Raw genomic sequence first — 22,711 nt, 5'->3', positions numbered from 1 at the left:
CTATTTGATGAAATGCTTGAGCTGGATGATTTCTTTTTCTTCCAGGTACCGCCAGCGGCCACGGGGAAGGTCTTTTTTGGTGAGATTGGCATAAACCACCCGATCCAACCGGATCACATCATAGCCCAGGTGCTCAAAAATACGTCTTACGATCCGGTTTTTGCCACTATGGATTTGGATGCCAATTTCCCGCTTGCTGCCGCCTTGTACGTAGCTTATGGCGTCGGGTTTAATGGGGCCATCTTCCAGTTCCAGTCCGAAAGCGATTTTATTCAGGTCGCCCTGTGTAAGGTTCTTGTCTAATTCCACGTTGTATATCTTGACGACATTATTCCGTGGGTGCGAAAGCTTTTCGGCCAGGTTGCCGTCGTTGGTAAGCAGCAGCAATCCGGTTGTATTGCGATCCAGTCTCCCTACCGGGTAAATCCGTTCTTTGGATGCTTTCGCTACCAAATGCATAACGGTACGGCGCTCCTGGGGGTCGTCTGTAGTGGTGATGTAATCTTTGGGCTTATTGAGCAGTACATATACCATTTTTTCGCGTTTCAGGCGCTCACCATTATACCGTACTTCATCTTTCGAAGGATCAACCTTGCTACCCAATTCGGTTACTACTTCCCCATTGACCGTAACGACACCGGCCTCAATCAGTTCATCGGCTTTCCGCCTTGAACAGATACCTGCATTGGCGATGTACCTGTTCAGCCGTATCAAGCCATCGTGCTCAGGGTCGCGCTTGAATACTTTGGTTGCCTCATCGCTCCGTTCGCGTCTCTTTTTCGTAGGGTCATAAGGGCGGTTCTCAAATGAAGGTTTTCCTCCTTTATAAGAACGCTTGTCGGTACTGTATGGACGCTTATCGGTACTGTATGGACGTTTGTCGGTACCGTATGGGCGCTTGTCCGTCTTATCGGTGTACGGACGTCTTTCGGTATCTTTTCCGTAGGTTCTTTCACGATCGGGATTGAACGGTCGACGCTCCGAATCGGAACGCTTGTCGCGGTAATCGTTCGGTTTCCGTTCTGAATCTCTGCCCTCATGGGCTGATGAGGTGCGGCTCCTGAACTTGCGGTCGCTGTGTTTTGAAAAACTTGAGGTTGATTTGCCCGGGCGCTTGGACTTGTCGTCACGACTGTTCCTTTTGTTACTAAATGGCATGCTTTTACCAAAAAAAATGTGAACCGCAAAGGTAATTAAAAATATGGGTTTAATTAGTTATTGCGGTTGTTTTTACACAAAAATAACTTAGAAAACGGTACGTTAAATAGTGTTAAAAAACATGGGTTCGCGTGTAACTATTTGTATATTAACATCATAATTTTTACATTTGCATCCGACTTTTTGGATCAAGTAATTCAAGGCCCTATTTAATTACCGGCCGTGGGTTACAGAAAAGGGACTGAATGATAAAAAAACAACTGCTCTGTTGCAGTGCGGTTTTACTACTGGTGTTGCTTTCAAAATTGTATTCATACAATGTAGCAGCGAGTACAGACGCACCAGACGCACTGCTACACGACTCTTTATCTCAAGGGGAATGGTTGCTAGAAGATATCTCCAATATCCGCAACACTCCTTATTTTACATCGCTGAATTTCGCTGATGAAACCCTGCCATTGGGTGATAAACGAATTGAGAAAAAGATGTTAAAACATCTCAAAGAATATTCGTTTGCAAAACGACGTTCGCATCTGCTGCATCACAAAGCGCTGAAAACCTTACCAAGGGTAGCCGCTATTTTACGCCAGCACGGAATTCCCGAGGATTTCAAGTATATCCCTTTAGTAGAAAGTGGGTTCACCAGTGGCACGACCTCGCATCGCGGAGCTTCGGGATATTGGCAGTTTATGCCCAATACCGCAAAAGCGTTCGGCTTACGGGTAGATAGCTTGGTAGACGAGCGTCAGAATGTGGAGAAATCGACCGTAGCGGCCGCTAAGTACATTAAGGCGTTATATCGCGAGTTTAACAGCTGGACATTGGTAGCCGCTGCATTTAACGTAGGTGAAGGTAATCTATTGCGTGCAATCAGCCGTCAGAATGAGGACAACTATTTTCGTCTGAAGCTTAATCAGGAAACCGGCAATTACGTATACAAGCTCATTTCGGTAAAGGAAATCATTGAACATCCGCACCGGCATGGATACCGCACGAATACGTTGTTGGCGGATGCCACCGACGATAATTCCCCGGATTCCCGCAAATTGTAATCAGATCGGACCTATCTGAGATCCACGATTTCCAAACCGGGATAATCGGCCTGCTTAAACACAAAAGTATCGGCAGTGACGGAAGGATTGGCCTTGGTATTTTTGATCGTATACGTATATTTGACCCCACTTTTATCAAATAGCATTGCGTCGTATATCAGGTTTGTGGCTTTGTTGATGCGTAGCTTGATTTTGAAGTAAGGCGTTTGCGGATCTTCCGGGGCCAATTCGACGACCCGCAACTGGGTAGTGCCTGCACGTTCATCTGGTGCGGACACATATTTGTATCCTTTGTTATAAAATGAAAAGATCGTTGCAGGAGAAATGGTCTCCGACGAATTGTCAACTTCGGTTATTTGCACTTCCTGTTCTTCCTTAAGCACCATCCACTGTGTTTTTCCATCGCTGATGATATCTTGGCTGTTGGTAGTGATACGGTATTTGCCGGAAGCCGCTTCCATGGAAATGGTGCCCGATTCCGTATAGTTGCTCGTTTGCTGGGGCTGTTGAACGGTGAGGGTAAAATCAGTCTGAAGGGTTTTATATCCCTCATAGGTTTGTGTTACTTTATTGAGTGTGGCCTTGGCGGCAGCGTCTGTCTGTGCATATGCGTGGGTGGCACATACAGTGAAAGACAGAAGCAGCGAATATCCGAGCGTTACAAGTTTCATCGTTTATGCATCTTTCTTCAATCCATCCAAAAACTGTTCCAATGAGTATTCATCGGGAAAAAGCACTTCCCGTGCTTTACTGCCTTCGAATGGTCCTACAATGCCCGCGGCTTCCAGTTGATCGATGATGCGTCCGGCCCGGTTGTATCCGAGTTTCAGTTTACGCTGTATAAGCGAGGTGGAACCCTGTTGGTGCAGCACCACGAGACGGGCCGCATCCTCAAACATCGGGTCGCGGTCCCGCATGTCAAAATCTTCGATACCGCCTTCACCGTCTTCACCCACGTATTCAGGCAACAGCAAAGCAGACGGATAGCCACGTTGACCACCGATGAAATCGGATATTTCTTCCACTTCGGGCGTATCTACGAATGCACATTGTATCCGGATCAGGTCGCTTCCGGTAGCCAGCAACATATCACCACGTCCGATCAGCTGGTCAGCACCTCCTGAATCGAGAATGGTGCGGGAGTCCACTTTTGATAGTACCCTGAATGCCAAGCGGGCCGGAAAGTTCGCTTTGATGGTACCGGTAATGATATTTACCGATGGGCGCTGTGTAGCGATGACCAGGTGAATACCTACGGCACGTGCCAACTGTGCTAGCCGTGCAATGGGTGTTTCGACTTCTTTGCCTGCCGTCATCATCAGGTCGGCAAACTCGTCGACAATGAGCACGATGAAAGGCAGGTAACGATGGCCTTCTTCCGGATTGAGCCTCCGGTTGATGAACTTGGCATTGTACTCTTTCAGGTTGCGTACCTGCGCGTTTTTTAGCAAGTCGTAGCGCGCGTCCATTTCGATACAAAGGGAATTAAGCGTGTTAATTACCTTTTTTGTATCGGTGATGATGGCGTCCTCTTCCCCGGGTAACTTAGCCAGGAAATGGCGTTCTATTTTCTTAAATAACGATAACTCAACCTTTTTTGGATCTACCAGTACAAACTTAAGTTCCGCCGGGTGCTTCTTGTAAAGCAGCGACGTAAGGATGGCATTGATGCCGACTGACTTACCCTGTCCGGTAGCCCCAGCCACCAGCAGGTGGGGCATTTTGGCAAGGTCGGCAATGTACACTTCGTTGGATATGGTTCTACCCAGCGCAATGGGGAGGTCCATATCCGTATGCTGGAATTTCTCCGTTGCCAGAACCGATCGCATCGATACCATTTCGGGATGGCTGTTGGGCACTTCAATCCCGATGGTACCCTTACCCGGCATCGGCGCAATGATGCGGATTCCCAGCGCGGCTAAGCTCAGTGCGATATCGTCTTCCAGATTTTTGATTTTGGAGATACGGACACCCGGCTTGGGAATGATCTCGTATAAGGTGACCGTTGGCCCTATTGTGGCTTTTATTTTAGCGATCTCGATGTTGTAATTGCCCAGTGTGTCGACAATTTTGTCTTTGTTCGCTTCCAGCTCGTGGTTATTGACGGTGATTTTGCCTGAACCATAGTCACGCAGTAAATCCAGTGTCGGGTATTGGTAACTGGATAAATCCAACTTCGGATCGTATTGGCCCACCTTTTCCACCAATTCATCGGCAGTACTGGGCTTTTCTTCCTTTATGGGAGACACCGTAAGCGGCGGGGTGATTAATTCGTTTTTCGGTTTTTCTTCCGATCTTTCGATGGAAAAATCCAATCCATCTTTCACTTCCTCCGGCTTCGATTTCGGAGGTATGGTTAAATTCTGCCGGAGTTTTTCCGCATCGTTGTTTAGGTTCGCGGGTGTTTTCAGCTGATTGGTAGCCGGAGCTTCCTCTTCAGAAAGCTCCTTGTTTTTATTCAGTCGGAATTCGACGGGATCAACCCGGTACTCCGATTCGTGCAAGTATCGCTCTTCGTCGCGCGATAGATTGGCCGGCCCTTTTCCGAGGGGTTGGGAGGTAGCAGACTGCCCGCTTCTGCTGCTAAATTTGAAGTCGAAATTGAAAAAGACAATGAGAACCGCTAAGAGGGTGAAGATCAGCAGTCCGCCAACACCAGGCACGCCGATCTGTGCGGCAAGCAACCGATTGGACCAAAATCCAAATTCACCTTCGAGAAAATGCGGATAATTACTTATAAATCCATGGATAAATCCGAGTGTCAACGATAGGAAGATGATTGTAAAGGCTGAGTAGCCCAACGTTTTCCAAATAGAAAGAATTTTTACTTTGAATAATAATCTATATCCAATAACGAATAGGATACCTACAAAAATAAAGGAAGCAATGCCAAACCATTTGTAGATAAATTGGTGGGCAAGCAGGGCACCGACTTTTCCCATCCAGTTTTGAATAACGGGGGGCTCTATGCCTGCCAGTGCGAATTCCTCGCGGGTTTTAAATAGGGTATGCCATCCACCATTGGCGGCAGAAACGTAGCTCTGGTCTTCTTTCCAAGTAAACAAGTAGGAAATAAATGCAATAAGAAAATATACCGATAAAATAAGCAGAAACAGACCGATTATTTTCACCAACTTGCTTCCCAGCGCACTGCCGGAGGGTGCATAGGATCTTGGCTTACGCTCACTTTTTTTGCGTAAGGACGGTCTGCCTTCCGTATCGTGCTGTATGTTTTTTCTGAATGAATTTCCTTTTCCCGACATCTAAAGGATACGTTATGTTTGAGACAAACTTACGGATTTTTTGCGCAGGTTGTAGCATTCTGTTTGTGATACCCGTTATCTGTTCAGTAGGCGCAGAGGCATTTTTATCATCACAAAATTGAATGAGACGATTTGGAAAAGTAACGAAGAATAGATGGCTGTTTGCCGCATTTGCCTTTGCATTAGTTACATTGAGTAGTTGCCAGAAAGATGATGATAACGGGGTATTCCAGGTTTCGGCGGTGAGGGCATTGAATGCGGTCCCGGGATCGGACCAACTGGATCTCGGGTTGAATGATAGTTGGCTCAATTACGATCTACAGACTGAGCAAATTGAAGATTTTGCTTACCGCGATACGTTACCTTACAAGCGGGCATGGCCGGGGATACGGGTGGTCAGGGTGTTTGAAGGAGGAAACATCACAAACAGCGGATTGCTGGCGCAGGAAAATGTACAGTTTTATCCCGGTCAGTTTTATTCGATATACGTGGTGGGACGTGAAGACGATGTCGAATTGATGGTTACCGAAGATGATCTATCCGCGCCGGGCGAAGGAAAGGCAAAGATTCGATTTATCAATCTCAGTCCCGATGCACCGGCACTGGATTTTGGGATCGAAGGTGCAGGCGATGCGGTGATGGTTACCGATCAGCAGTTCAAAGAGGTTAGCGATTTCGTTGCCATTGACAGCGGCGAAGCCTATACGTTCAATTTCAAAGAACATAGCAATGGTAAGTTGGTACATACTTTTGAGTTTACTCCTAAAGAAGGGCTGATTTATACCATATGGGTGCGTGGGCTATTTGAAAATGAAGGCAATGCGGAGTTGAAGCTCGGTCATGACATTATTGTCCACTAACGATTTTCTCCATAAAGTTTAGGTTGATTGAAATCCGTCTTTTGGCGGATGCCGCTCCCTCCCCGGGAGCGGTTTTTTTGTGTTATGTCGTAATTAGCAGGAAATAGTTTTTCTTACCTCGTTGGACGATCAGATACCGGTCGTTGACCAGGTTTTCCTGCGAGAACCGTTGATTGACGTCGCTGATTTTAACTTTATTGACCGATACGCCACCACCTTGTATCATTTTGCGGGCTTCGCCCTTGGAGGGAAAAACCGAAGCGTAAACAGCTAAAAGATCCAGTATATCGATGCCTTCCGTCAACTGGTCTTTTGCAATGTGGAATTGCGGTATCCCATCAAATACATCCAATACGGCTGGATGGGACATGCCTTCCAAAAAATCCAATGACCCGTTGCCAAACAAGAATTCAGAGGTTTTCACGGCGGTTTCATAATCCGCTTCCGAATGTGTGCGGATAGTGATGTCTTTGGCAAGTGCTTTTTGAACGATGCGCAGATGAGGGGCTGCATCGTGCTCAGCGATCAGGGATTCGATTTCTTCCTTGGATTTCAAGGTGAAAATCTTGATCCAGTTTTTTGCGTCGTCATCGCTGGCGTTTAGCCAAAACTGATAGTAGCGGTAGGGGGAAGTCTTGTCGGCATCCAGCCATACTGCACCACTTTCGGTCTTCCCGAATTTGTTGCCGTCAGCCTTTTTGATCAGCTTGGTTGTAAGAGCAAAGGCTGTACCGCTGTCTTTGCGGCGGATGAGCTCTGTACCGGTGATAATGTTGCCCCATTGGTCGGAGCCCCCCATCTGGAGTATGCATCCTTGGTGCTTCCAAAGATAGTAGAAGTCGTATCCTTGTATCAGCTGGTAGGAAAACTCGGTAAAGGACAGACCATTTTCTCCGTCAAGGCGCTTTTTCACCGAATCCTTTGCCATCATGTAATTAACGGTGATGTGCTTGCCAACGTCACGTATGAAATCAAGGAAGTGGAAATTTTTGAACCAATCGTAGTTATTTACCATAACGGCTCCTCGTTCCGGATCTGAAAAGTCAAGGAATTTGGCCAACTGCTTTTTCAGGCAGGCGATGTTATGGTTTAATGTGTCTTCATCCAATAGGTTCCGTTCGGCTGATTTTCCGGATGGATCTCCCACCATGCCTGTAGCACCCCCCACGAGGGCTACCGGTCGGTGCCCCGCTTTCTGAAAATGAATCAACGTCATTAATTGTGTGAGATGGCCAACGTGCAGCGAATCGCCCGTAGGATCGAAGCCGATGTATCCGGCTATTTTCCCTTTTTGTAACTCTTCCTCGGTACCGGGCATGATATCATGCAACATGCCACGCCAACGTAACTCATCAACAAAACCCATGGTTGTTTTTGCCATTAAAATGCCTGAATAATACGGCGGCAAAGATAACAGAATATCGACGAAATTCGTTAACTTGGCACAATAAGTGCACAGCAAATGGAAAGTGACGGATGAATTTCCTTTCGCATTATTATTTCGAACGGTACAGCCACGATCCCGAATTGGTGCTGGGAAGTATATTGCCAGATCTCATTAAGAATGCCGACAGGAATATGAATGTCCTGCCCCAAAAGTATGAAGACCGCTTTGGTAATAATCCTAAACTTCAGAGCATTTACCAGGGCTGGATGCGCCACGTGGAAGTAGATCGTTGTTTTCACAGTTCCGCTTTTTTTTATGACCATACGCATGGGTTGAGGATCTTGCTTGCACCCATTGTAGAAACCACGGTGATCCGCCCTTCGTTCCTCTCACATATTACCCTGGAACTGCTTCTTGACCACCTCTTGCTTCATCATAAATGGGTGCATGAGTCGGACTTTTATGAATACCTGGCCGCGGCAGACCGGGAAGTAACCGACCGGTTCCTGAAGCTATGCGGTGTTCAGGATACAGCGTTCTTCTTCACGTATTTCAATAGTTTTATGCGTGCGCAATATGTAGCCAGCTACCGGGATTTCGGTCAGATTACGCATGCGATGGTCGGAATCTGCCGTCGTTTATGGGATGTACGGTTGGATGAGCATCAATACAGTCAGATAACAGCCGTTATTAGTGCCTATACCGCAGAACTGGATGGTAAATTTCCGCTTATTTTTGAGGAAGTGCAGTCCAAACTTTCCTAAGCCTGCCTAAGCTTTCGGTATTTTTCCCTAAGTTTGACCGATAGTTACCGATGTATGGCAAATAAACTTTTCCGCAAAAAAAACGTAGATCAAATTATCCGTGCATCGCTGTCTGACGGGAGCGGAGGGCTTGCGAAAGTATTGGGTGTTCGTGATCTTGTCTCGTTGGGAATAGCCGCTATTGTCGGTGCCGGAATCTTCAGCACAATCGGGTTAGCAAGTTACAACGGTGGGCCGGCAGTCTCGTTGCTGTTTGTGTTTGTAGCGGTTGCCTGTGTGTTTACGGCGCTGTCATACGCACAGTTTGCCAGCACCGTACCCGTTTCGGGAAGCGCCTATACGTATGCTTATGTAGCATTTGGGGAGTTGTTCGCTTGGATCATCGGGTGGGCACTGATTCTGGAATATGCGGTGTCGAACATGGTGGTGGCCATTTCATGGTCGCAGTATTTTGTCAGCATGCTTGAGGGGTTCGGTATCCACCTGCCGGGATGGCTTACCATGGCACCGGGGTATGCCGTAGAAGCCTACGTGAAATTGCAGGAACAGGGAGTGGGCTCGTTGTCGGGTATTGAACGGAGCGCGGCAGCAGCCTATGAGCAAGCCCCCCGGTTGGGTGATCTTCCCCTTATATTCGACCTGCCCGCAGGGCTTATCACCTTTTTGGTGACTTGGTTGGTTTATATCGGCATAAAGGAATCGCGTACAGCAAGCAACGTCATGGTGGCTATCAAGATCGGAGTCATTTTATTCGTCATTTTAGGCGGTGCTTTTTTTGTGAAACCGGAAAATTGGACACCTTTTGCGCCGAATGGCATCGAGGGAGTACTGAGCGGTGTAGCTGCGGTGTTTTTTGCCTTTATCGGGTTTGATTCCATCTCCACTACGGCCGAAGAATGTAAAAACCCGCAGCGGGATCTGCCTAAAGCCATGATTCTATGTTTATTGATCTGTGCGGTACTGTATGTGTTGATTACCCTGGTGCTAACCGGCATGGTGAATTATACCGAAATGAACGTCAAGGACCCATTGGCCTATGTGTTTGAATATGTGGGCCTGGATTATATGGCAGGAATCGTTTCAGTGACTTCGGTGGTTGCCATCACGAGTGCACTATTGGTTTTCCAGCTTGCGCAACCGCGTATATGGATGACGATGAGCCGTGATGGCCTGCTTTGGAAACGTTTTGCGACCATCCATCCGAAATATAAAACACCTTCCTTTGCCACGGTTGTAACGGGAGTTTTAGTGGCGGTTCCGGCGCTATTTTTCAAAATGGACTTTTTTGTGGATCTCACAAGTGTAGGTACATTTTTTGCTTTTATATTGGTGTGTGCGGGCGTTCTCTATATGGATCATACAGGTATTTCCAAGCAGTCCCGCTTCCGGGTTCCCTATATCAATGGGAAATATCTGATTACCATCGGGCTCTTCATCGCTGCATATGCCGTTTACTACTATGGCCAGGAAACCATTTCGGAATGGCGTAACTTATCGGTAGCGGAAATCATTGAGCATAAATTGCTTGTCATTGTGTTTTGGTTTGTTTGGATCGCGCTTTCTGTGATGGGCTATCGGTACCGGTTTTCACTGCTGCCGGTTGCGGGAATTCTGATTAATCTGTATTTAATGTCGCAGCTTGGCGCAAGCAATTGGCTTATTTTTATCGTATGGTTGCTGATTGGTTTGTTGGTATATTTCGGGTATGGTTACCGGCATTCCAAACTGAATAATAATGCCGCCGGATAGCAGACAAACGGTTGGAGCGGGCGCCGTATCGGTAATTGTGTGTTTTTTAACGTCAAAACGTGTTAAAAATTGTTAAATTAATAAAAAATTGATACATTTGTTTACACAGTTTAGACGCTTTTATTCTACCTTTGTAATACAAGTTGGGACGGGTTAATGATTAACTTAGATTAAACCAAGTCATTTTGCCATTGTCGAACCAGATACTATATGAGAAAGTTTTTACACTACATCGTTGTTATCCTAGTAGTAAGCACCACGGTTTTTGCGGGGAATGCTGAAGCTATACAGCGGTCTACAGCCGCTGCGATGGATACTACCCGTGTGGTGAAGCAAGAGGAAGTTAGGTCCAATGTTCCGCTCCTGTCAGATTCAGAGAAACGGGCACAGCGGTCATTCTTTTCCTCTTTCCGCAATTTCTTTCCATTCCGTATTGGTAATAATGCTGCGGAAAATGAGAAGTTGTTAAGCAGTGTTAAAGTATTTCCTAATCCGATTGTTGATCAGATTAGCCTTTCCTATCGGCTCAGTAAGCAAAGTCCGGTATCCATTAAGGTAATGGATGCTTTGGGAAATGAGGTGATGACCCTCTTGAGTCAAGAGCTTGACGCAGGCCCCCAAAGCCATGTTTTCGATACCAGCAACAAATTGACCAATGGATTCTATTTTATCCGTGTATCCGCAGGTACAGAAACCGTCGTAAAGCGTATTTCAGTATTATAAGTTATATTCTCTTATTCCGGATCAATCCAACGACCGTCTTCCCGTATGATTTCGATGAGTTCATCTAGGGCATTTGCTGAGGGAACATTTCGTTTAACGACTTCCTTGCCACGGTAAAGCGTGATTTTGTCCGGTCCGGCACCCACGTAGCCGTAATCAGCATCGGCCATTTCTCCAGGGCCATTGACGATGCATCCCATAATCCCGATTTTAAGCCCTTTCAGGTGGTTCGTACGGCTGCGTATCATCTGCGTAGTTTCCTGCAGGTCAAAAAGTGTGCGGCCGCAGCTTGGGCAGGAGATGTATTCCGTTTTAGAAATCCGGGAGCGGGTAGCCTGTAGAATCCCGAAAGAAGCAGATACCAGCTTATCGATCGGTGTGGCTGGCGAATCAATCCATATGCCACTGCCCATTCCATCCACCAGCAATGCACCCATGTCTGTCGCTGCATAAAGCTGCAGTTTGGATAAGGGTTCTTCGGGATCCATGAGGTCACCAGGTGTGGCGGAAAACTCTTCGGCCGGATAGTGCCGGCAAATAATGACCGGATTGTTCAACCCCAGTTCTGATAGCGTGGAAAAGAACAGACGCTGGTCTGCCATCCCATGCAAGGCATTTGTTTCCAGCAAAAAAACGATCGTCCGGTCTATCGGCAGGGCTTCAAACTCGGAGGTGGTCAGATCGGCATAGCTGATCCGTACCATATTGAGGCCGGAGTCTTTCAGATCGGCTTCTATAAATTCATGCAGGGTGTATACGGGGTGAATATTGGCTTTATTTGTAAGGGTTTTCCAAGTAGGGTAATCATACAATTGCTTGAGGTTTCCAGGCATGTTGAATGACGGGAGCTTGTCGGCCAAATAGACGAAATCCACCGACTGCTCGCCCATGTGGTATTTGTCAAGCATCCAGTCATATTTATACCCCACATCCGTAAGAATGGTGGGATCCTTCAGTGTTGTCCGCGAAATGTCAATGACTACCCGGGGGACCAACGAACCGCCGATGAATGCATTCGTTTCGGCAGATACATAAGGTCTGATGACGGGTTGAATTGCGGCCGGCAAGATAGGGTTGCTCTCTGCCTTTTGACGTGCTGCCTCCTGCTGTCGTTTTGTGTACCTATTTACCATTGCAATGGCTACCGGGGCTTCGAACTCCGGTTCTTCGGTCAGTGACACGCGGACCGTGTCGCCCAATCCATCTTCGAGCAATGTGCCGATACCGACGGCCGATTTGATGCGTCCATCTTCACCATCTCCTGCTTCGGTCACGCCGAGATGCAGGGGATAATTCATGCCTTCGTCTACCATTTTTTCAACCAAGAGGCGGTATGCACGTACCATTACTTGCGGGTTGCTGGATTTCATGGAAATGACGAGGTCGTAATACTTGAGATCTTCGCAAATGCGGATAAATTCCATGGCGGATTCAACCATGCCTTCCGGAGTATCGCCATAGTGGCTCATGATGCGGTCTGAAAGGGAACCATGGTTGGTGCCGATTCGCATGGCCGTTCCGTACTCTTTGCAAATTTTAACGAGTGGAGCAAATTTGGTGTAAATCCGTTCCAACTCGGCTTTATATGCTGCTTCCGTGTAGTGCAGTTGATCGAATTTCTTTTTGTCGGCGTAGTTGCCGGGATTGATGCGTACCTTTTCTACAATGCGTGCAGCCACCTCCGCTGCATTTGGGGTAAAGTGGATGTCAGCAACCAACGGCACGTTGTAACCGCGTTTTCGCAGTTCTTTTTTGATTTCTGCCAAGTTGTAGGCTTCCTTGATGCTGGGCGCGGTGATACGTACATATTCGCAGCCCGCATCTACCATGCGGATGGTTTGTTCCACAGAGCCAATGGTATCCATCGTATCTACCGTGGTCATGCTCTGAATACGGATGGGGTTGGTGCCACCCAAGGGCACATCGCCGATGGCCACTTCGCGGGTAAGCCATCTGGAATATTCCGTCAGCGAATTACAATACCCTCCCGGTAGGATGTTTCCGATTTTTGTGTCCATATCCGGTACAAAGATAAGGATTAAATATTTGCAGAGGCTTTTTTTTGCTCAGTTGCCGCAAGAGCTTTTTGGCGTTAGCGCGTGGGGCTTTCTTGTCCTCTATGCCGGACAGGCATCCCACTTTTGACCGCAAAAGTTGGCAAACCGAACGAAGTGAGTTCATGAATACCGATGAAAACAAAAACACAAGCGTGAATAACCTCGCCACTTGGAGATCCTGCTACGGTTGGTAGTGCATCCCACTGCGTCCCGCAGGATCTCCCATGTGGCATAAAAAGCGATACGGTGGGTCGGTGCGGATAGACGCAGCTGATAGACGCACGGAACGGTCGTTCGTCCCCATCAAATCAGTCTATCCTTAATTACCAACGTACCTGCAATTTTATCATGCAGACATTGCTGTCTCCGGTCAAAGAAGCCCGATAGGAAACCGATTCCCAGCGTTACAATGCCGATCAGTTTGGCAAGATTACGTGCGATTGACCTGCCATAGCCGATAGGCTTACCTTGTTCGTCTGTTACCTTTACACCGATCAACATTTTGCCAATGGAAGCCTGTTTCTTGGATCCTTCCAGGATCACGCTTGTTAGGAACTTTAAAATAGGAACAAGTACCAAACCGATAAGGAGTGTGGGAATACGTGTTTCCATGTTCGATGTGCCGCCAAGGTAAATGGCTGCTAAGACCGCATAGCCACAAAACGCAAAAAAGTAATCGATGGCTGTGGACAAAAGACGCATGTCCAGCGAAGCGAAGTACTGTGGCAGGGTGGATTGGTGGGCAACGTTCAGTTCCTTGCTCAATGCCTCCATTTCCCGCAGCTCTTTGAATTCCGGATAGCCTACGGGTTTGACAAAATCTGTGGGACGAAGGTTCATCGTACGGAGCTCATCCAGCGAAAAAGGCCCCTTTGGCTTCCCCTGAACCACTACTTCATATCGATCCGAAGGATTCACTACTCGTACCGTTTTACGGTGAAGGAGCTGAGCCCACCGTGAAGATTAACGGTGAACCGATTGCTTGCCTGATCGTACCCTTCGGTTGTGTACGAGCCATCGCTCTGCTTCGTGAAGCCGGGAAAATCCCGCGAAGAAAGACCTGATTTGACCACAACGCGGCATGCGGCAGCCTTCGGGATTTCAATTTCCACACTGGCTACGCCAGATTCAGCGGTGATGACTGTTTCCTCCAAAGGCATGCCCATTTTAGCTTCGAATGAGGCAGCCCCTCCTTTAAAATTCAGACTGGCGACTTTGTATGTCGTCAGGTCGAATTCTGCTGAGCCAGCCCCCATGTCGAGACTGATATACCAGGTCGGATTGGTATTTAAGCTAATTTTAGCCCAGTTTTCATCGCCGTTCCAATTGCCTTTTTTCTGATCTTTCATCCGAAAGGAAAGTTGCGCATCGGAGCCATTGGTTGTGGTTTCCAGGTAGTGGGTGCCAATGGTACTGGCAGATTCCGCACTAAACAGTTTGTCGGTTGCGCCTTCAATCTCATAGGCTACCGCTCCTCCTTTGATGGTCAGGTGTGCAGTCGTAATGGTACTGTCGTATTCATGTGTAAATGTACCTCTGGGGCTGTTCGGCTGCTTTCTTTCTTTTGAAGAGGGTTCTTTTTCGCTATGCCAGCTTTTGTTGTCGAACCCCCACCAATCGTTATGCGGTGGAAACATGCCACGGTATGTAAGAAAAGCCAGGGCAGCTATCGTAACGATAATGGACACGGCGCTTCCAATACCCTGCCTGGGTACGAGCAGATTTACACCGACGACAATTAAGATAACTGGCCACATGCTGAATACAGATCGCCAATAGAAATTAATGACATCCAAATTGCTCAATAACAGGACACCGCCCACAAACAGTAGGATAAGTCCCCAACTCAATTTTTCTTTGTTCATGACCTTGACTTATTTAGTGTATGACGGTTCTCCATTGCTGTCATCTGCCGGTGGTTCTGGTTCAGGGTCTGTGCCGCTTTTTTCCTTGTTCTGAAACGAGGGATTTCGGCTGTTGAAGGCCCCCACAATGCTTGCCAATCCCATAAGGATAATCAATACCGGCCAGTAGCGTGCAAAATCCCGCCAATAAAACACATCCAGTTGATGCAACAGGAAAAATATGCCGACTGCCAGCAGGATAAGTCCGGCGATATACCTGTCTTTTGAAACCCGTTGGTTGGTAGAAGGCGGTGTATAGCGGTCATGCGCCATAAATTCCTGATCCGTTTTTGCACGGTAGTCAACATCAAAAGGGTCTTGAGGCAACGAGAAGGTCTTAATGGGGAGGACGATCCACAGAACGATGTAAATAATCGGTCCCAATAATCCGATCCCCATGTAACCTGAAAAGAAAACGCTAAGTACAAATGCCAGTCGTACCCAGGTTTTGTCTATTCCGAAATAAGCTCCCAATCCTGCGCAGACACCGGCTACTGCCCCCTCGTAGGGTATCCGTTGAAGTTTCTTTTCCATGATCCATCCATTTTTAGCTGTTACCGTACTGAGGTTTTATCACAATTTCATCGACATGGGCACCTGCGCTGAGCTGTAAACACATTACAACCGCCATGGCGATGTCTGCCGGCATTATAAACCGGTCGGCAGAAACCGGGGTGCCTTCCCATGACGAAGTCAATGTAGAGCCGGGTATAATTTCAGTTACCTTTACGCCGTGCGGTCTTACTTCGTCCCGCAATACCTGAGTTAGACCCCTTACTGCATATTTTGTTACAGTGTAGGTGCCGGCGGATGAAACCGGTTCTCTGCTGGCTATGGAGCTGATATTGAAGATGTGACCTTTACCGTTTTTGCACATGTTACGGGCAATGGACCGAGATAGCCGATGAGGAGTATGGTAATTGATGCGCATCTGCAGATCGAAGTCTTCGTCGGATTCATCCAACAGGGAAACGGGTCTGAATATGCCTACGTTATTAATCAGGATGTCTATCGGAAGTATCTGCTGTTCTATCCAGTGAATCAGTCGGGTAAGCTGCTCGCTGTCTGCAAAATCACAGGTGAAGTACTGCACCGTAATACCCGGATAGCTTTTTTCCAGTCGGATTTTCAACGCCTCAAGCGCTTCGGCATGGCGTGCCGAAACCAACAGATTGCAGCCGCATTCCGCAAGTTTTTCGGCGATGGCGAGTCCCATTCCCTTCGTTGCGCCGGTAATCAGTGCGGTTTGATTTGTTAAAAGTGGCATGATTATCATGTTTGGATGTCAAAGTTAAGAAGTTTATTACCGGGATGGTCAAACAATGATTCCCTTATTTTCGTTCATATCCGTAAAAGATGTATATTTAGCCGTGCCATTGCGTTATACATTTGAGTAAACATTGCATCAGTAACTATGTTTTTTACCTACTTCGGACAATATTTATTACTGCTGAAAGCAGTCTTTAGGCGGCCCGAAAAGTGGAATATTTATTGGAAAGAAATCATTCACGAAATGAATGAAATCGGTGTAGGTTCCTTGGGTCTTATTGCCATTATTTCGACGTTTGTCGGTGCCGTTATGACCATGCAGATTGCTTTTCAGCTGGTTTCAGATTTGATCCCTACCTCGGTCATTGGGCAGATCAACCGCGATTCCAGTATACTGGAGCTGAGCCCGACAATTACGGCATTGGTTTTGGCGGGAAAGGTAGGTTCGTCCATATCTTCTCAAATCGGATCCATGCGCGTAACCGAGCAGATCGATGCACTTGAAATTATGGGCATTAACGCACCTGGTTACCTGATTCTTCCCAAAATACTGGCCGGCATCACCATGATACCCGTATTGGTGATTATGTCGATTTTTCTTGCGCTGGTGGGGGGACTTGCCGGAGGGTCACTTTCGGGCGCTGTTACCCCTGCAGATTATATTAACGGAATTACAGATGGATTTATCGGTTATACGGTGGCTGTGGCGTTGGTAAAAGCGTTTGTGTTTGGGTTTATTATCACTTCTGTTTCGGCTTTCAAGGGGTTTTATGTACGAGGGGGAGCATTGGAAGTCGGGCAGGCCAGTACGCGCGGCGTGGTAATCAGCTGTATTTCCATTTTGGTGGCCGACTATATTGTCACTGCGTTGATGCTTTAGCCATTTTTACCGTTACTTCATATGATAGAAGTTCAAAATATCCATAAATCGTTTGGCGATAACCATGTATTGAGAGGCATCGATGCCAACTTTGAGCCGGGTAAAATCAGCCTGATCATTGGTGGTTCGGGTTCGGGCAAAAGTACCCTGTTGAAGTGCATGGTAGGCTTGCATGCCCCCGAGCAAGGTAAGGTGCTGTATAACGGGGAAGATTTTACACGGATGGACTTCGAAACACGGATTCCCATCCGGAAGGAAATCGGGATGCTGTTTCAGAATTCGGCGTTATTTGATTCGATGACTGTCGAGCAGAACATTATCTTTCCGCTGGAAATGTTCAGCGACATGAGCCGGAATGAGAAGATAGACCGGGCCAATTACTGCTTAGAGCGGGTAAATTTGGCAGGCCGCAATAAACTGTATCCGGCGGAACTTTCCGGAGGGATGAAGAAGCGTGTGGGCATAGCCCGGGCGATCAGCATGAGTCCTAAGTATCTGTTTGTCGATGAGCCCAATTCAGGCCTTGATCCGGAAACGGCCATTCTGATTGATGAACTGATTTCGGAGCTAACGGATGAATATCAATGTACTACGGTGGTGGTGACCCACGATATGAATTCAGTAATGGGTATCGGGGATTACATTCTCTTTCTCTATAAAGGCCAAAAATGGTGGGAAGGATCAAACAAGGAAATTGCTCATACGGATGTGGAAGAGTTGAATAATTTCGTTTTTGCGAGCCCTTTTATGAAAGCGGCCAAGGAGCGGTTTTAAGATCGAACGCGGATGACGATGAAAAGATTTTTTCTGTTACTGGTTACGTTATGGATCGGAATGCCTGTTTTTGCTCAGGTAGATGCCGTGCAGAAAGCCGACAAACCTACTGCACCGCGCATCTTCCTGAATGACCGCGAAATCTTTGGCCCTGTAGATTCGCTTAACCCGAAGGAGATTGAAAGAGTGGAAGTTGACAAAGAACTTGGGGCGGTCAAAATATATACCGCCGGAAGGATTAAGAAGGTGGTTACATTAGACCGGTATCTGCGCAAGCGTTTTAAGAATTACCAGCGCGGTTCCAGTAAGGAAGTGTTTGTAAACGGGACCTTGGTCAATGATCCTTCCCACTCGATCATATGGCCGGAAGTGATTAAATCGGCAGCGATTTCGTTCGATCGTAAGGGTGGGTCGACCGCATATCGTATCGAGACCTTCGAAGCGGACCGAAAGTCGGCTCAAGGAGGCATCCGTATACGTGGCCTTGCTGAATATGGACGCTAAGAGGTGTTTCTTACTATTGACCATTTTCACTTACTTCCTTGTTTTTACGCTCTAAACATAGCACCTTTGCCTGAAAGTAACGCGTATTTTGGCAAACAGCATCCAACTTCTTACTCCCCAGCATTGGGAAGACTATGAGCTAATCGATTGCGGTGATTTCGAAAAGCTGGAACGCTTTGGCAACGTCATACTGATCCGCCCCGAACCACAGGCCGTATGGCCGAAAGGACTGAGTGAGTCGGAGTGGACCAAGCGGCACGATATCCGTTTCCGGGGGCGATCGGCAACCAGCGGCGATTGGATAAAAAAGAATCCCAGACTAGCCGATCGCTGGCACATTCGGTATCAAAATCCGGAAGTTGCCATTCAATTCCGGCTGGGACTGACCTCGTTTAAGCATGTGGGGGTTTTTCCCGAGCAGGCCGTGAATTGGGATTACATTTCGGAGACCCTTCAGTCATTCTCTGCGAGACAACCCAAAGTGTTAAATCTTTTTGCCTATACCGGCGGGGCGTCATTAATTGCGCGGGCCGCGGGGGCCGATGTGACACATGTGGATTCCATCAAGCAGGTGGTTACCTGGGCGAACGAAAACCAGGAACTGTCGGGACTTGCCGATATCCGGTGGGTCGTGGAAGATGCACTCAAATTTGTAAGGCGAGAACTCAAACGAGGAAACCGGTATCAGGGGATCATTCTTGATCCTCCGGCGTATGGGCACGGCCCGAAGGGGGAAAAGTGGAAACTGGAAGACCATATCGCGGAAATGATGCGGGATGTCGTTCAATTGCTGGACCCCCAGGAACATTTCCTGATCCTCAATACCTATTCATTGGGATTTTCCTCCGTAATCGTGGAAAACTTGGTTAAATCAGCCATGCCGGATGCGCAAAACCTGGAAACGGGGGAACTTTACCTGCAAGCATCCGCAGGTAGTAAGTTGCCTTTAGGGGTTTTTGGTAAATTCCGCACAGCTACTCGAACACCACCGTCCGGTTCCCGGTGATGATTACCCGGTCTTCGATGACCATTCGAAGTGCTTTGCTGAGTACGGATTTTTCTACCTCTTTTCCCGCCCGTACCATGTCTTTTACCGTAAAGCTGTGATTCACGGGCTTAATATCCTGTGCGATGATGGGGCCCTGATCAAGATCGTCGGTCACGAAGTGGGCCGTAGCACCGATCAGTTTTACCCCTCTTGCGTGCGCCTGCTTATACGGGTTGGCGCCAATAAATGCCGGGAGGAAGGAATGGTGGATGTTGATGATCCGCCCGGGATAGTGTGCCACGAAATCAGGAGAAAGAACGCGCATGAATTTAGCAAGAACAAGGTAGTCGGGCTGATAGGTCTCTATGGTTTCTGCCAGCTCGGCTTCAAATTGCTCCTTTGATTTATCCTCGTGGCTGACGTAGTGGAAGGGGATGTCAAACCGTTCGGTAAACCCGCGTAATATATCATAGTTGCCCACCACACAGCAAACTTCTGCCGCCAGGGTATTGAAAAAGTGCCTGACAATGATGTCTCCCAAGCAATGATGTTCCTTGGTTACCAGGACTGCCAGCCGTTTTTGCTGCGGCGGATTTACCACAACGGTGGCCCCTTCGGGCAATGCAGCGGTTAAGTCCGCAGTGAGCCGGTCGCTTTCTTCCGCCTCGCCGGCACACACGATACGTACATAAAAGCGGTTGGCTGCTTCATCCACGTATTCCCGCATGGTGACAATGTTAAGGTTATGATTTGCGACGGTATTTGATATAGTGGCCACCAAGCCAACGGCGTCGCGGCATTGAATAAGAATAAGGGTTTGGTTCGTCATTTTATTGTCAAGCTACAAGCTCCTCTTCCGCTATTTTTTGTTCTTCCGCAATGTCTACTTCGATGCGTAGGTTATTAACGATGTGTTTTTGTCTGTCCGGCGTATTTTTGCCCATGTAATATTCCAGCAATTGGATGATTTTCTGCTCTTTCGAAAGAATGACGGGATCCAGCCGCATGTCTTTACCGATAAACAATCCAAATTCTTCCGGTGAGATTTCTCCTAACCCTTTAAAGCGGGTAATTTCCGGTTTACCACCCAGTTTCAGTATGGCGCGCTGCCGCTCTTCATCGCTGTAGCAGTAGATGGTTTCCTTTTTATTACGTACACGGAACAAGGGGGTTTGCAGGATGGACACATGGCCTGCCTTGACCAGGTCCGGAAAAAACTGGAGGAAGAATGTCATCAATAACAGCCGGATGTGCATTCCATCGACATCGGCGTCCGTAGCAATAACGATGTTGTTGTAGCGTAATCCATCCAATCCGTCTTCAATGTTGAGGGCGTGCTGCAACAGGTTGAATTCTTCATTTTCATACACCACCTTTTTGGTAAGGCCGAATGCATTCAGCGGCTTGCCTTTGAGGCTGAATACCGCTTGTGTCTGTACGTCGCGCGATTTGGTGATGGAACCGCTCGCAGAATCGCCCTCGGTGATAAATAGCGTGGTTTGCTGAGCCAATTCGTGATTTTCTCCGTAATGGATTTTGCAGTCACGCAGTTTCCGGTTGTGCAGCGAGGCTTTTTTAGCCCGTTCGTTGGCCAATTTCTTGATGCCGGCAATGTCTTTGCGTTCACGCTCGGACTGCAGGATACGTTTTTGCAGGGCTTCGGCCGTATCCGAATGCTTGTGCAGGTAATCGTCCAGCGCCTTTTTGACGAAGTCATTGATAAAAGTACGTACGGTAGGCCCTTCGGGGCCGATGTTTTGGGATCCTAATTTGGTTTTAGTCTGAGATTCGAATACCGGCTCCTGTACCTTAATGGCGATTGCTCCGATAATCGAGGCGCGGATATCGGAAGCATCGAAATCCTTTTTATAAAATTCACGGACGGTTTTGACCACCGCTTCCCGGAATGCCGCCTGATGTGTGCCTCCCTGCGTGGTATGTTGCCCGTTCACGAACGAATAATATTCCTCTCCGTATTGCTGGCCGTGCGTGATGGCCACTTCAATATCGTCTCCTTTGAGGTGGATAATGGGGTAGCGCATCGACTCAGTGTCAATGTTACGCTCAAGAAGATCTTTCAGGCCGTTTTCGGAAACAAATTTCTGCCCGTTAAAATTGACGGTCAGGCCCGAGTTGAGAAACACATAATTCCAGATCATGTTTTCCACAAACTCCAACCGGTAATGGTAATTACGGAAAATGCTGTCGTCGGGATAGAACGTTACCGCCGTTCCGTTCCGCTGGGTAGTGGTTTTTTCTTCGTCTTTAACCAATTCGCCTTTGCTGAATTCGGCGATACGGGTCTTGCCATCGCGGTAGGATTGCACCACAAAGGAAGTGGAAAGTGCATTTACCGCTTTGGTACCCACACCGTTAAGGCCTACTGATTTCTGGAATGCCTTGCTGTCGTACTTTCCTCCGGTATTGATTTTGGAAACCACATCGACCACGGAGCCGATTGGAATGCCGCGTCCATAATCGCGTACGGACACTTTATGTTCGTTTACGGTGATTTCGATGGTCTTGCCAGCGCCCATGACAAACTCGTCGATGGAATTGTCTACCACTTCTTTGAGCAGCACATAGATACCGTCGTCATAGGCGGAACCATCGCCCAATTTGCCAATATACATTCCCGGGCGCAGACGGATGTGTTCTTTCCAGTCGAGCGAACGGATACTATCTTCGTTGTATGCAGTCATTTTTTTTAGCTATTAGACATGAGACATCAGACATGAGACATCAGACCGTACATGCGAGTCGTTGAATGGCTATGCCCATATAAAAGCCACGCAATTATACGGAATTTTGTTGATTTTTTCTTTGAAGGTTGCTGACAAACTGTTGTCATCCTTGGGTGGTTTCTTTGTGTCATGGATCAAAAACATCAAATTATGGGTACTTCACAAATTTTAAGTAAAGCGGAGTTATTGAATCATTGGCAAGGACACCGCAGACTGACACGTAAGGTAATCGAGGCATTTCCCGGGGATCAATTGTTTACCTTTTCGGTAGGGGGGATGCGGCCGTTTGCAGATTTGGCTAAAGAAATGTTGGCGATAGCGGTTCCGGGCTTGCAGGGCATCGTGGACCGCACCGAAAGTGATTACGAAGAAAGCCAGCCCGATATCAAAACGAAAGCGCAATTGTTGCTTCGGTGGGACGAAGCTACACCGCATATCGACGCGCTTTTCGATCAGATTCCGGAGGCAGACTTTCACGTGTCGTTTAATCTTTTCGGGCAGTACAATTTCCCGATCATCCAAAACATTCTGTATTTCATCGATAACGAAATTCACCACCGTGCGCAGGGGTATGTGTACCTCCGTGCACTGGGAATCCAGCCTCCGTTTTTCTGGGAGCGCTAAAACCAGGCTGA

21 protein-coding genes are annotated in these 22,711 nt (G+C 47.7%); 10 read left to right on the top strand and 11 right to left on the bottom strand.

Annotation, left to right across the window (positions count from 1 at the left end; all coding sequences use genetic code 11):
- Positions 1-1,158: a pseudouridine synthase gene (locus IEX60_RS06695; RefSeq protein WP_188748802.1), complete on the bottom strand. Its 1,158-nt coding sequence runs from the start codon at positions 1,156-1,158 to the stop codon at positions 1-3.
- 245 nt (positions 1,159-1,403) lie between these two features.
- On the opposite strand from IEX60_RS06695, the gene IEX60_RS06690 reads away from it, so the two are divergent.
- Positions 1,404-2,210, top strand: a complete 807-nt coding sequence (locus IEX60_RS06690; protein ID WP_188748800.1) for a lytic transglycosylase domain-containing protein — start codon at positions 1,404-1,406, stop codon at positions 2,208-2,210.
- An 11-nt stretch (positions 2,211-2,221) separates the two neighbouring features.
- Here the strand turns inward: IEX60_RS06690 and lolA1 are convergent, their stop codons facing one another.
- Both lolA1 and IEX60_RS06680 read right to left on the bottom strand, forming a co-directional pair.
- Positions 2,222-2,881: an outer membrane lipoprotein periplasmic chaperone LolA1 gene (gene lolA1 / locus IEX60_RS06685; RefSeq protein WP_188748798.1), complete on the bottom strand. Its 660-nt coding sequence runs from the start codon at positions 2,879-2,881 to the stop codon at positions 2,222-2,224.
- A gap of 3 nt (positions 2,882-2,884) precedes the next feature.
- A complete protein-coding gene (locus IEX60_RS06680; RefSeq protein ID WP_188748797.1) occupies positions 2,885-5,473 on the bottom strand; it encodes an FtsK/SpoIIIE family DNA translocase in 2,589 nt (862 codons plus the stop codon).
- Between the two features lie 122 nt (positions 5,474-5,595).
- On the opposite strand from IEX60_RS06680, the gene IEX60_RS06675 reads away from it, so the two are divergent.
- Positions 5,596-6,333: a DUF4397 domain-containing protein gene (locus IEX60_RS06675; protein WP_188748794.1), complete on the top strand. Its 738-nt coding sequence runs from the start codon at positions 5,596-5,598 to the stop codon at positions 6,331-6,333.
- A gap of 82 nt (positions 6,334-6,415) precedes the next feature.
- Here the strand turns inward: IEX60_RS06675 and tyrS are convergent, their stop codons facing one another.
- A complete protein-coding gene (tyrS, locus tag IEX60_RS06670; protein ID WP_188749332.1) occupies positions 6,416-7,699 on the bottom strand; it encodes a tyrosine--tRNA ligase in 1,284 nt (427 codons plus the stop codon).
- 110 nt (positions 7,700-7,809) lie between these two features.
- On the opposite strand from tyrS, the gene IEX60_RS06665 reads away from it, so the two are divergent.
- The 3 genes from IEX60_RS06665 (at position 7,810) to IEX60_RS06655 (ending at position 10,956) form a co-directional block, all read left to right on the top strand.
- Entirely contained in the window at positions 7,810-8,484 is a 675-nt protein-coding gene (locus tag IEX60_RS06665; RefSeq protein WP_188748792.1) for an ACP phosphodiesterase, read from the top strand.
- A 54-nt stretch (positions 8,485-8,538) separates the two neighbouring features.
- Entirely contained in the window at positions 8,539-10,233 is a 1,695-nt protein-coding gene (locus IEX60_RS06660) for an amino acid permease (RefSeq protein WP_188748791.1), read from the top strand.
- A 210-nt stretch (positions 10,234-10,443) separates the two neighbouring features.
- Positions 10,444-10,956, top strand: coding sequence for a T9SS type A sorting domain-containing protein (locus IEX60_RS06655; protein ID WP_188748789.1), 513 nt, complete (start codon positions 10,444-10,446; stop codon positions 10,954-10,956).
- An 11-nt stretch (positions 10,957-10,967) separates the two neighbouring features.
- On the opposite strand, the gene ispG is transcribed toward IEX60_RS06655, so the two are convergent.
- From ispG to IEX60_RS06630, 5 genes are all read right to left on the bottom strand, one after another.
- Entirely contained in the window at positions 10,968-12,974 is a 2,007-nt protein-coding gene (gene ispG / locus IEX60_RS06650) for a (E)-4-hydroxy-3-methylbut-2-enyl-diphosphate synthase (RefSeq protein WP_188748787.1), read from the bottom strand.
- 342 nt (positions 12,975-13,316) lie between these two features.
- Positions 13,317-13,931, bottom strand: a complete 615-nt coding sequence (locus IEX60_RS06645) for an RDD family protein (protein WP_188748785.1) — start codon at positions 13,929-13,931, stop codon at positions 13,317-13,319.
- Complete coding sequence (locus IEX60_RS06640) at positions 13,931-14,878, bottom strand: toast rack family protein (RefSeq protein ID WP_188748783.1); 948 nt, start codon at positions 14,876-14,878, stop codon at positions 13,931-13,933. The genes IEX60_RS06645 and IEX60_RS06640 overlap by 1 nt, the downstream gene beginning before the upstream one ends.
- Before the next feature lie 9 nt (positions 14,879-14,887).
- Positions 14,888-15,451, bottom strand: coding sequence for a PspC domain-containing protein (locus IEX60_RS06635; protein WP_188748781.1), 564 nt, complete (start codon positions 15,449-15,451; stop codon positions 14,888-14,890).
- A gap of 13 nt (positions 15,452-15,464) precedes the next feature.
- A complete protein-coding gene (locus IEX60_RS06630; protein WP_188748779.1) occupies positions 15,465-16,184 on the bottom strand; it encodes an SDR family NAD(P)-dependent oxidoreductase in 720 nt (239 codons plus the stop codon).
- A gap of 147 nt (positions 16,185-16,331) precedes the next feature.
- Here IEX60_RS06630 and IEX60_RS06625 point away from each other — a divergent pair, with 147 nt between their 5' ends.
- The 4 genes from IEX60_RS06625 (at position 16,332) to IEX60_RS06610 (ending at position 19,350) form a co-directional block, all read left to right on the top strand.
- Positions 16,332-17,066: an MlaE family ABC transporter permease gene (locus IEX60_RS06625; protein ID WP_188748777.1), complete on the top strand. Its 735-nt coding sequence runs from the start codon at positions 16,332-16,334 to the stop codon at positions 17,064-17,066.
- Positions 17,067-17,087: 21 nt separating this feature from the next.
- Entirely contained in the window at positions 17,088-17,840 is a 753-nt protein-coding gene (locus tag IEX60_RS06620; protein ID WP_188748775.1) for an ABC transporter ATP-binding protein, read from the top strand.
- A gap of 18 nt (positions 17,841-17,858) precedes the next feature.
- Positions 17,859-18,344 (top strand): hypothetical protein, encoded by a 486-nt coding sequence (locus IEX60_RS06615; RefSeq protein ID WP_188748773.1) that lies wholly within the window; start codon positions 17,859-17,861, stop codon positions 18,342-18,344.
- 85 nt (positions 18,345-18,429) lie between these two features.
- Complete coding sequence (locus IEX60_RS06610) at positions 18,430-19,350, top strand: class I SAM-dependent methyltransferase (RefSeq protein ID WP_188749330.1); 921 nt, start codon at positions 18,430-18,432, stop codon at positions 19,348-19,350.
- Here the strand turns inward: IEX60_RS06610 and purU are convergent.
- Both purU and IEX60_RS06600 read right to left on the bottom strand, forming a co-directional pair.
- On the bottom strand, positions 19,319-20,161 hold the full coding sequence (purU, locus tag IEX60_RS06605) for a formyltetrahydrofolate deformylase (RefSeq protein WP_188748771.1): 843 nt from the start codon (positions 20,159-20,161) through the stop codon (positions 19,319-19,321). The genes IEX60_RS06610 and purU overlap by 32 nt on opposite strands.
- Before the next feature lie 7 nt (positions 20,162-20,168).
- Positions 20,169-22,034: a DNA topoisomerase IV subunit B gene (locus tag IEX60_RS06600; protein WP_188748769.1), complete on the bottom strand. Its 1,866-nt coding sequence runs from the start codon at positions 22,032-22,034 to the stop codon at positions 20,169-20,171.
- Between the two features lie 192 nt (positions 22,035-22,226).
- Between IEX60_RS06600 and IEX60_RS06595 the strand changes: the two genes are divergently transcribed.
- The gene (locus tag IEX60_RS06595; RefSeq protein ID WP_188748767.1) at positions 22,227-22,700 is read left to right on the top strand and encodes a DinB family protein; all 474 of its coding nucleotides are present in this window, start codon (positions 22,227-22,229) and stop codon (positions 22,698-22,700) included.
- The last annotated feature ends 11 nt before the right edge of the window (positions 22,701-22,711 follow it).

It is taken from the genome of Parapedobacter defluvii, from assembly GCF_014642075.1.
Lineage (GTDB): Bacteria > Bacteroidota > Bacteroidia > Sphingobacteriales > Sphingobacteriaceae > Parapedobacter > Parapedobacter defluvii.
The sequence above is the reverse complement of the archived record's forward strand: the minus strand, read 5'-3'. Positions and strand labels throughout refer to the sequence as shown.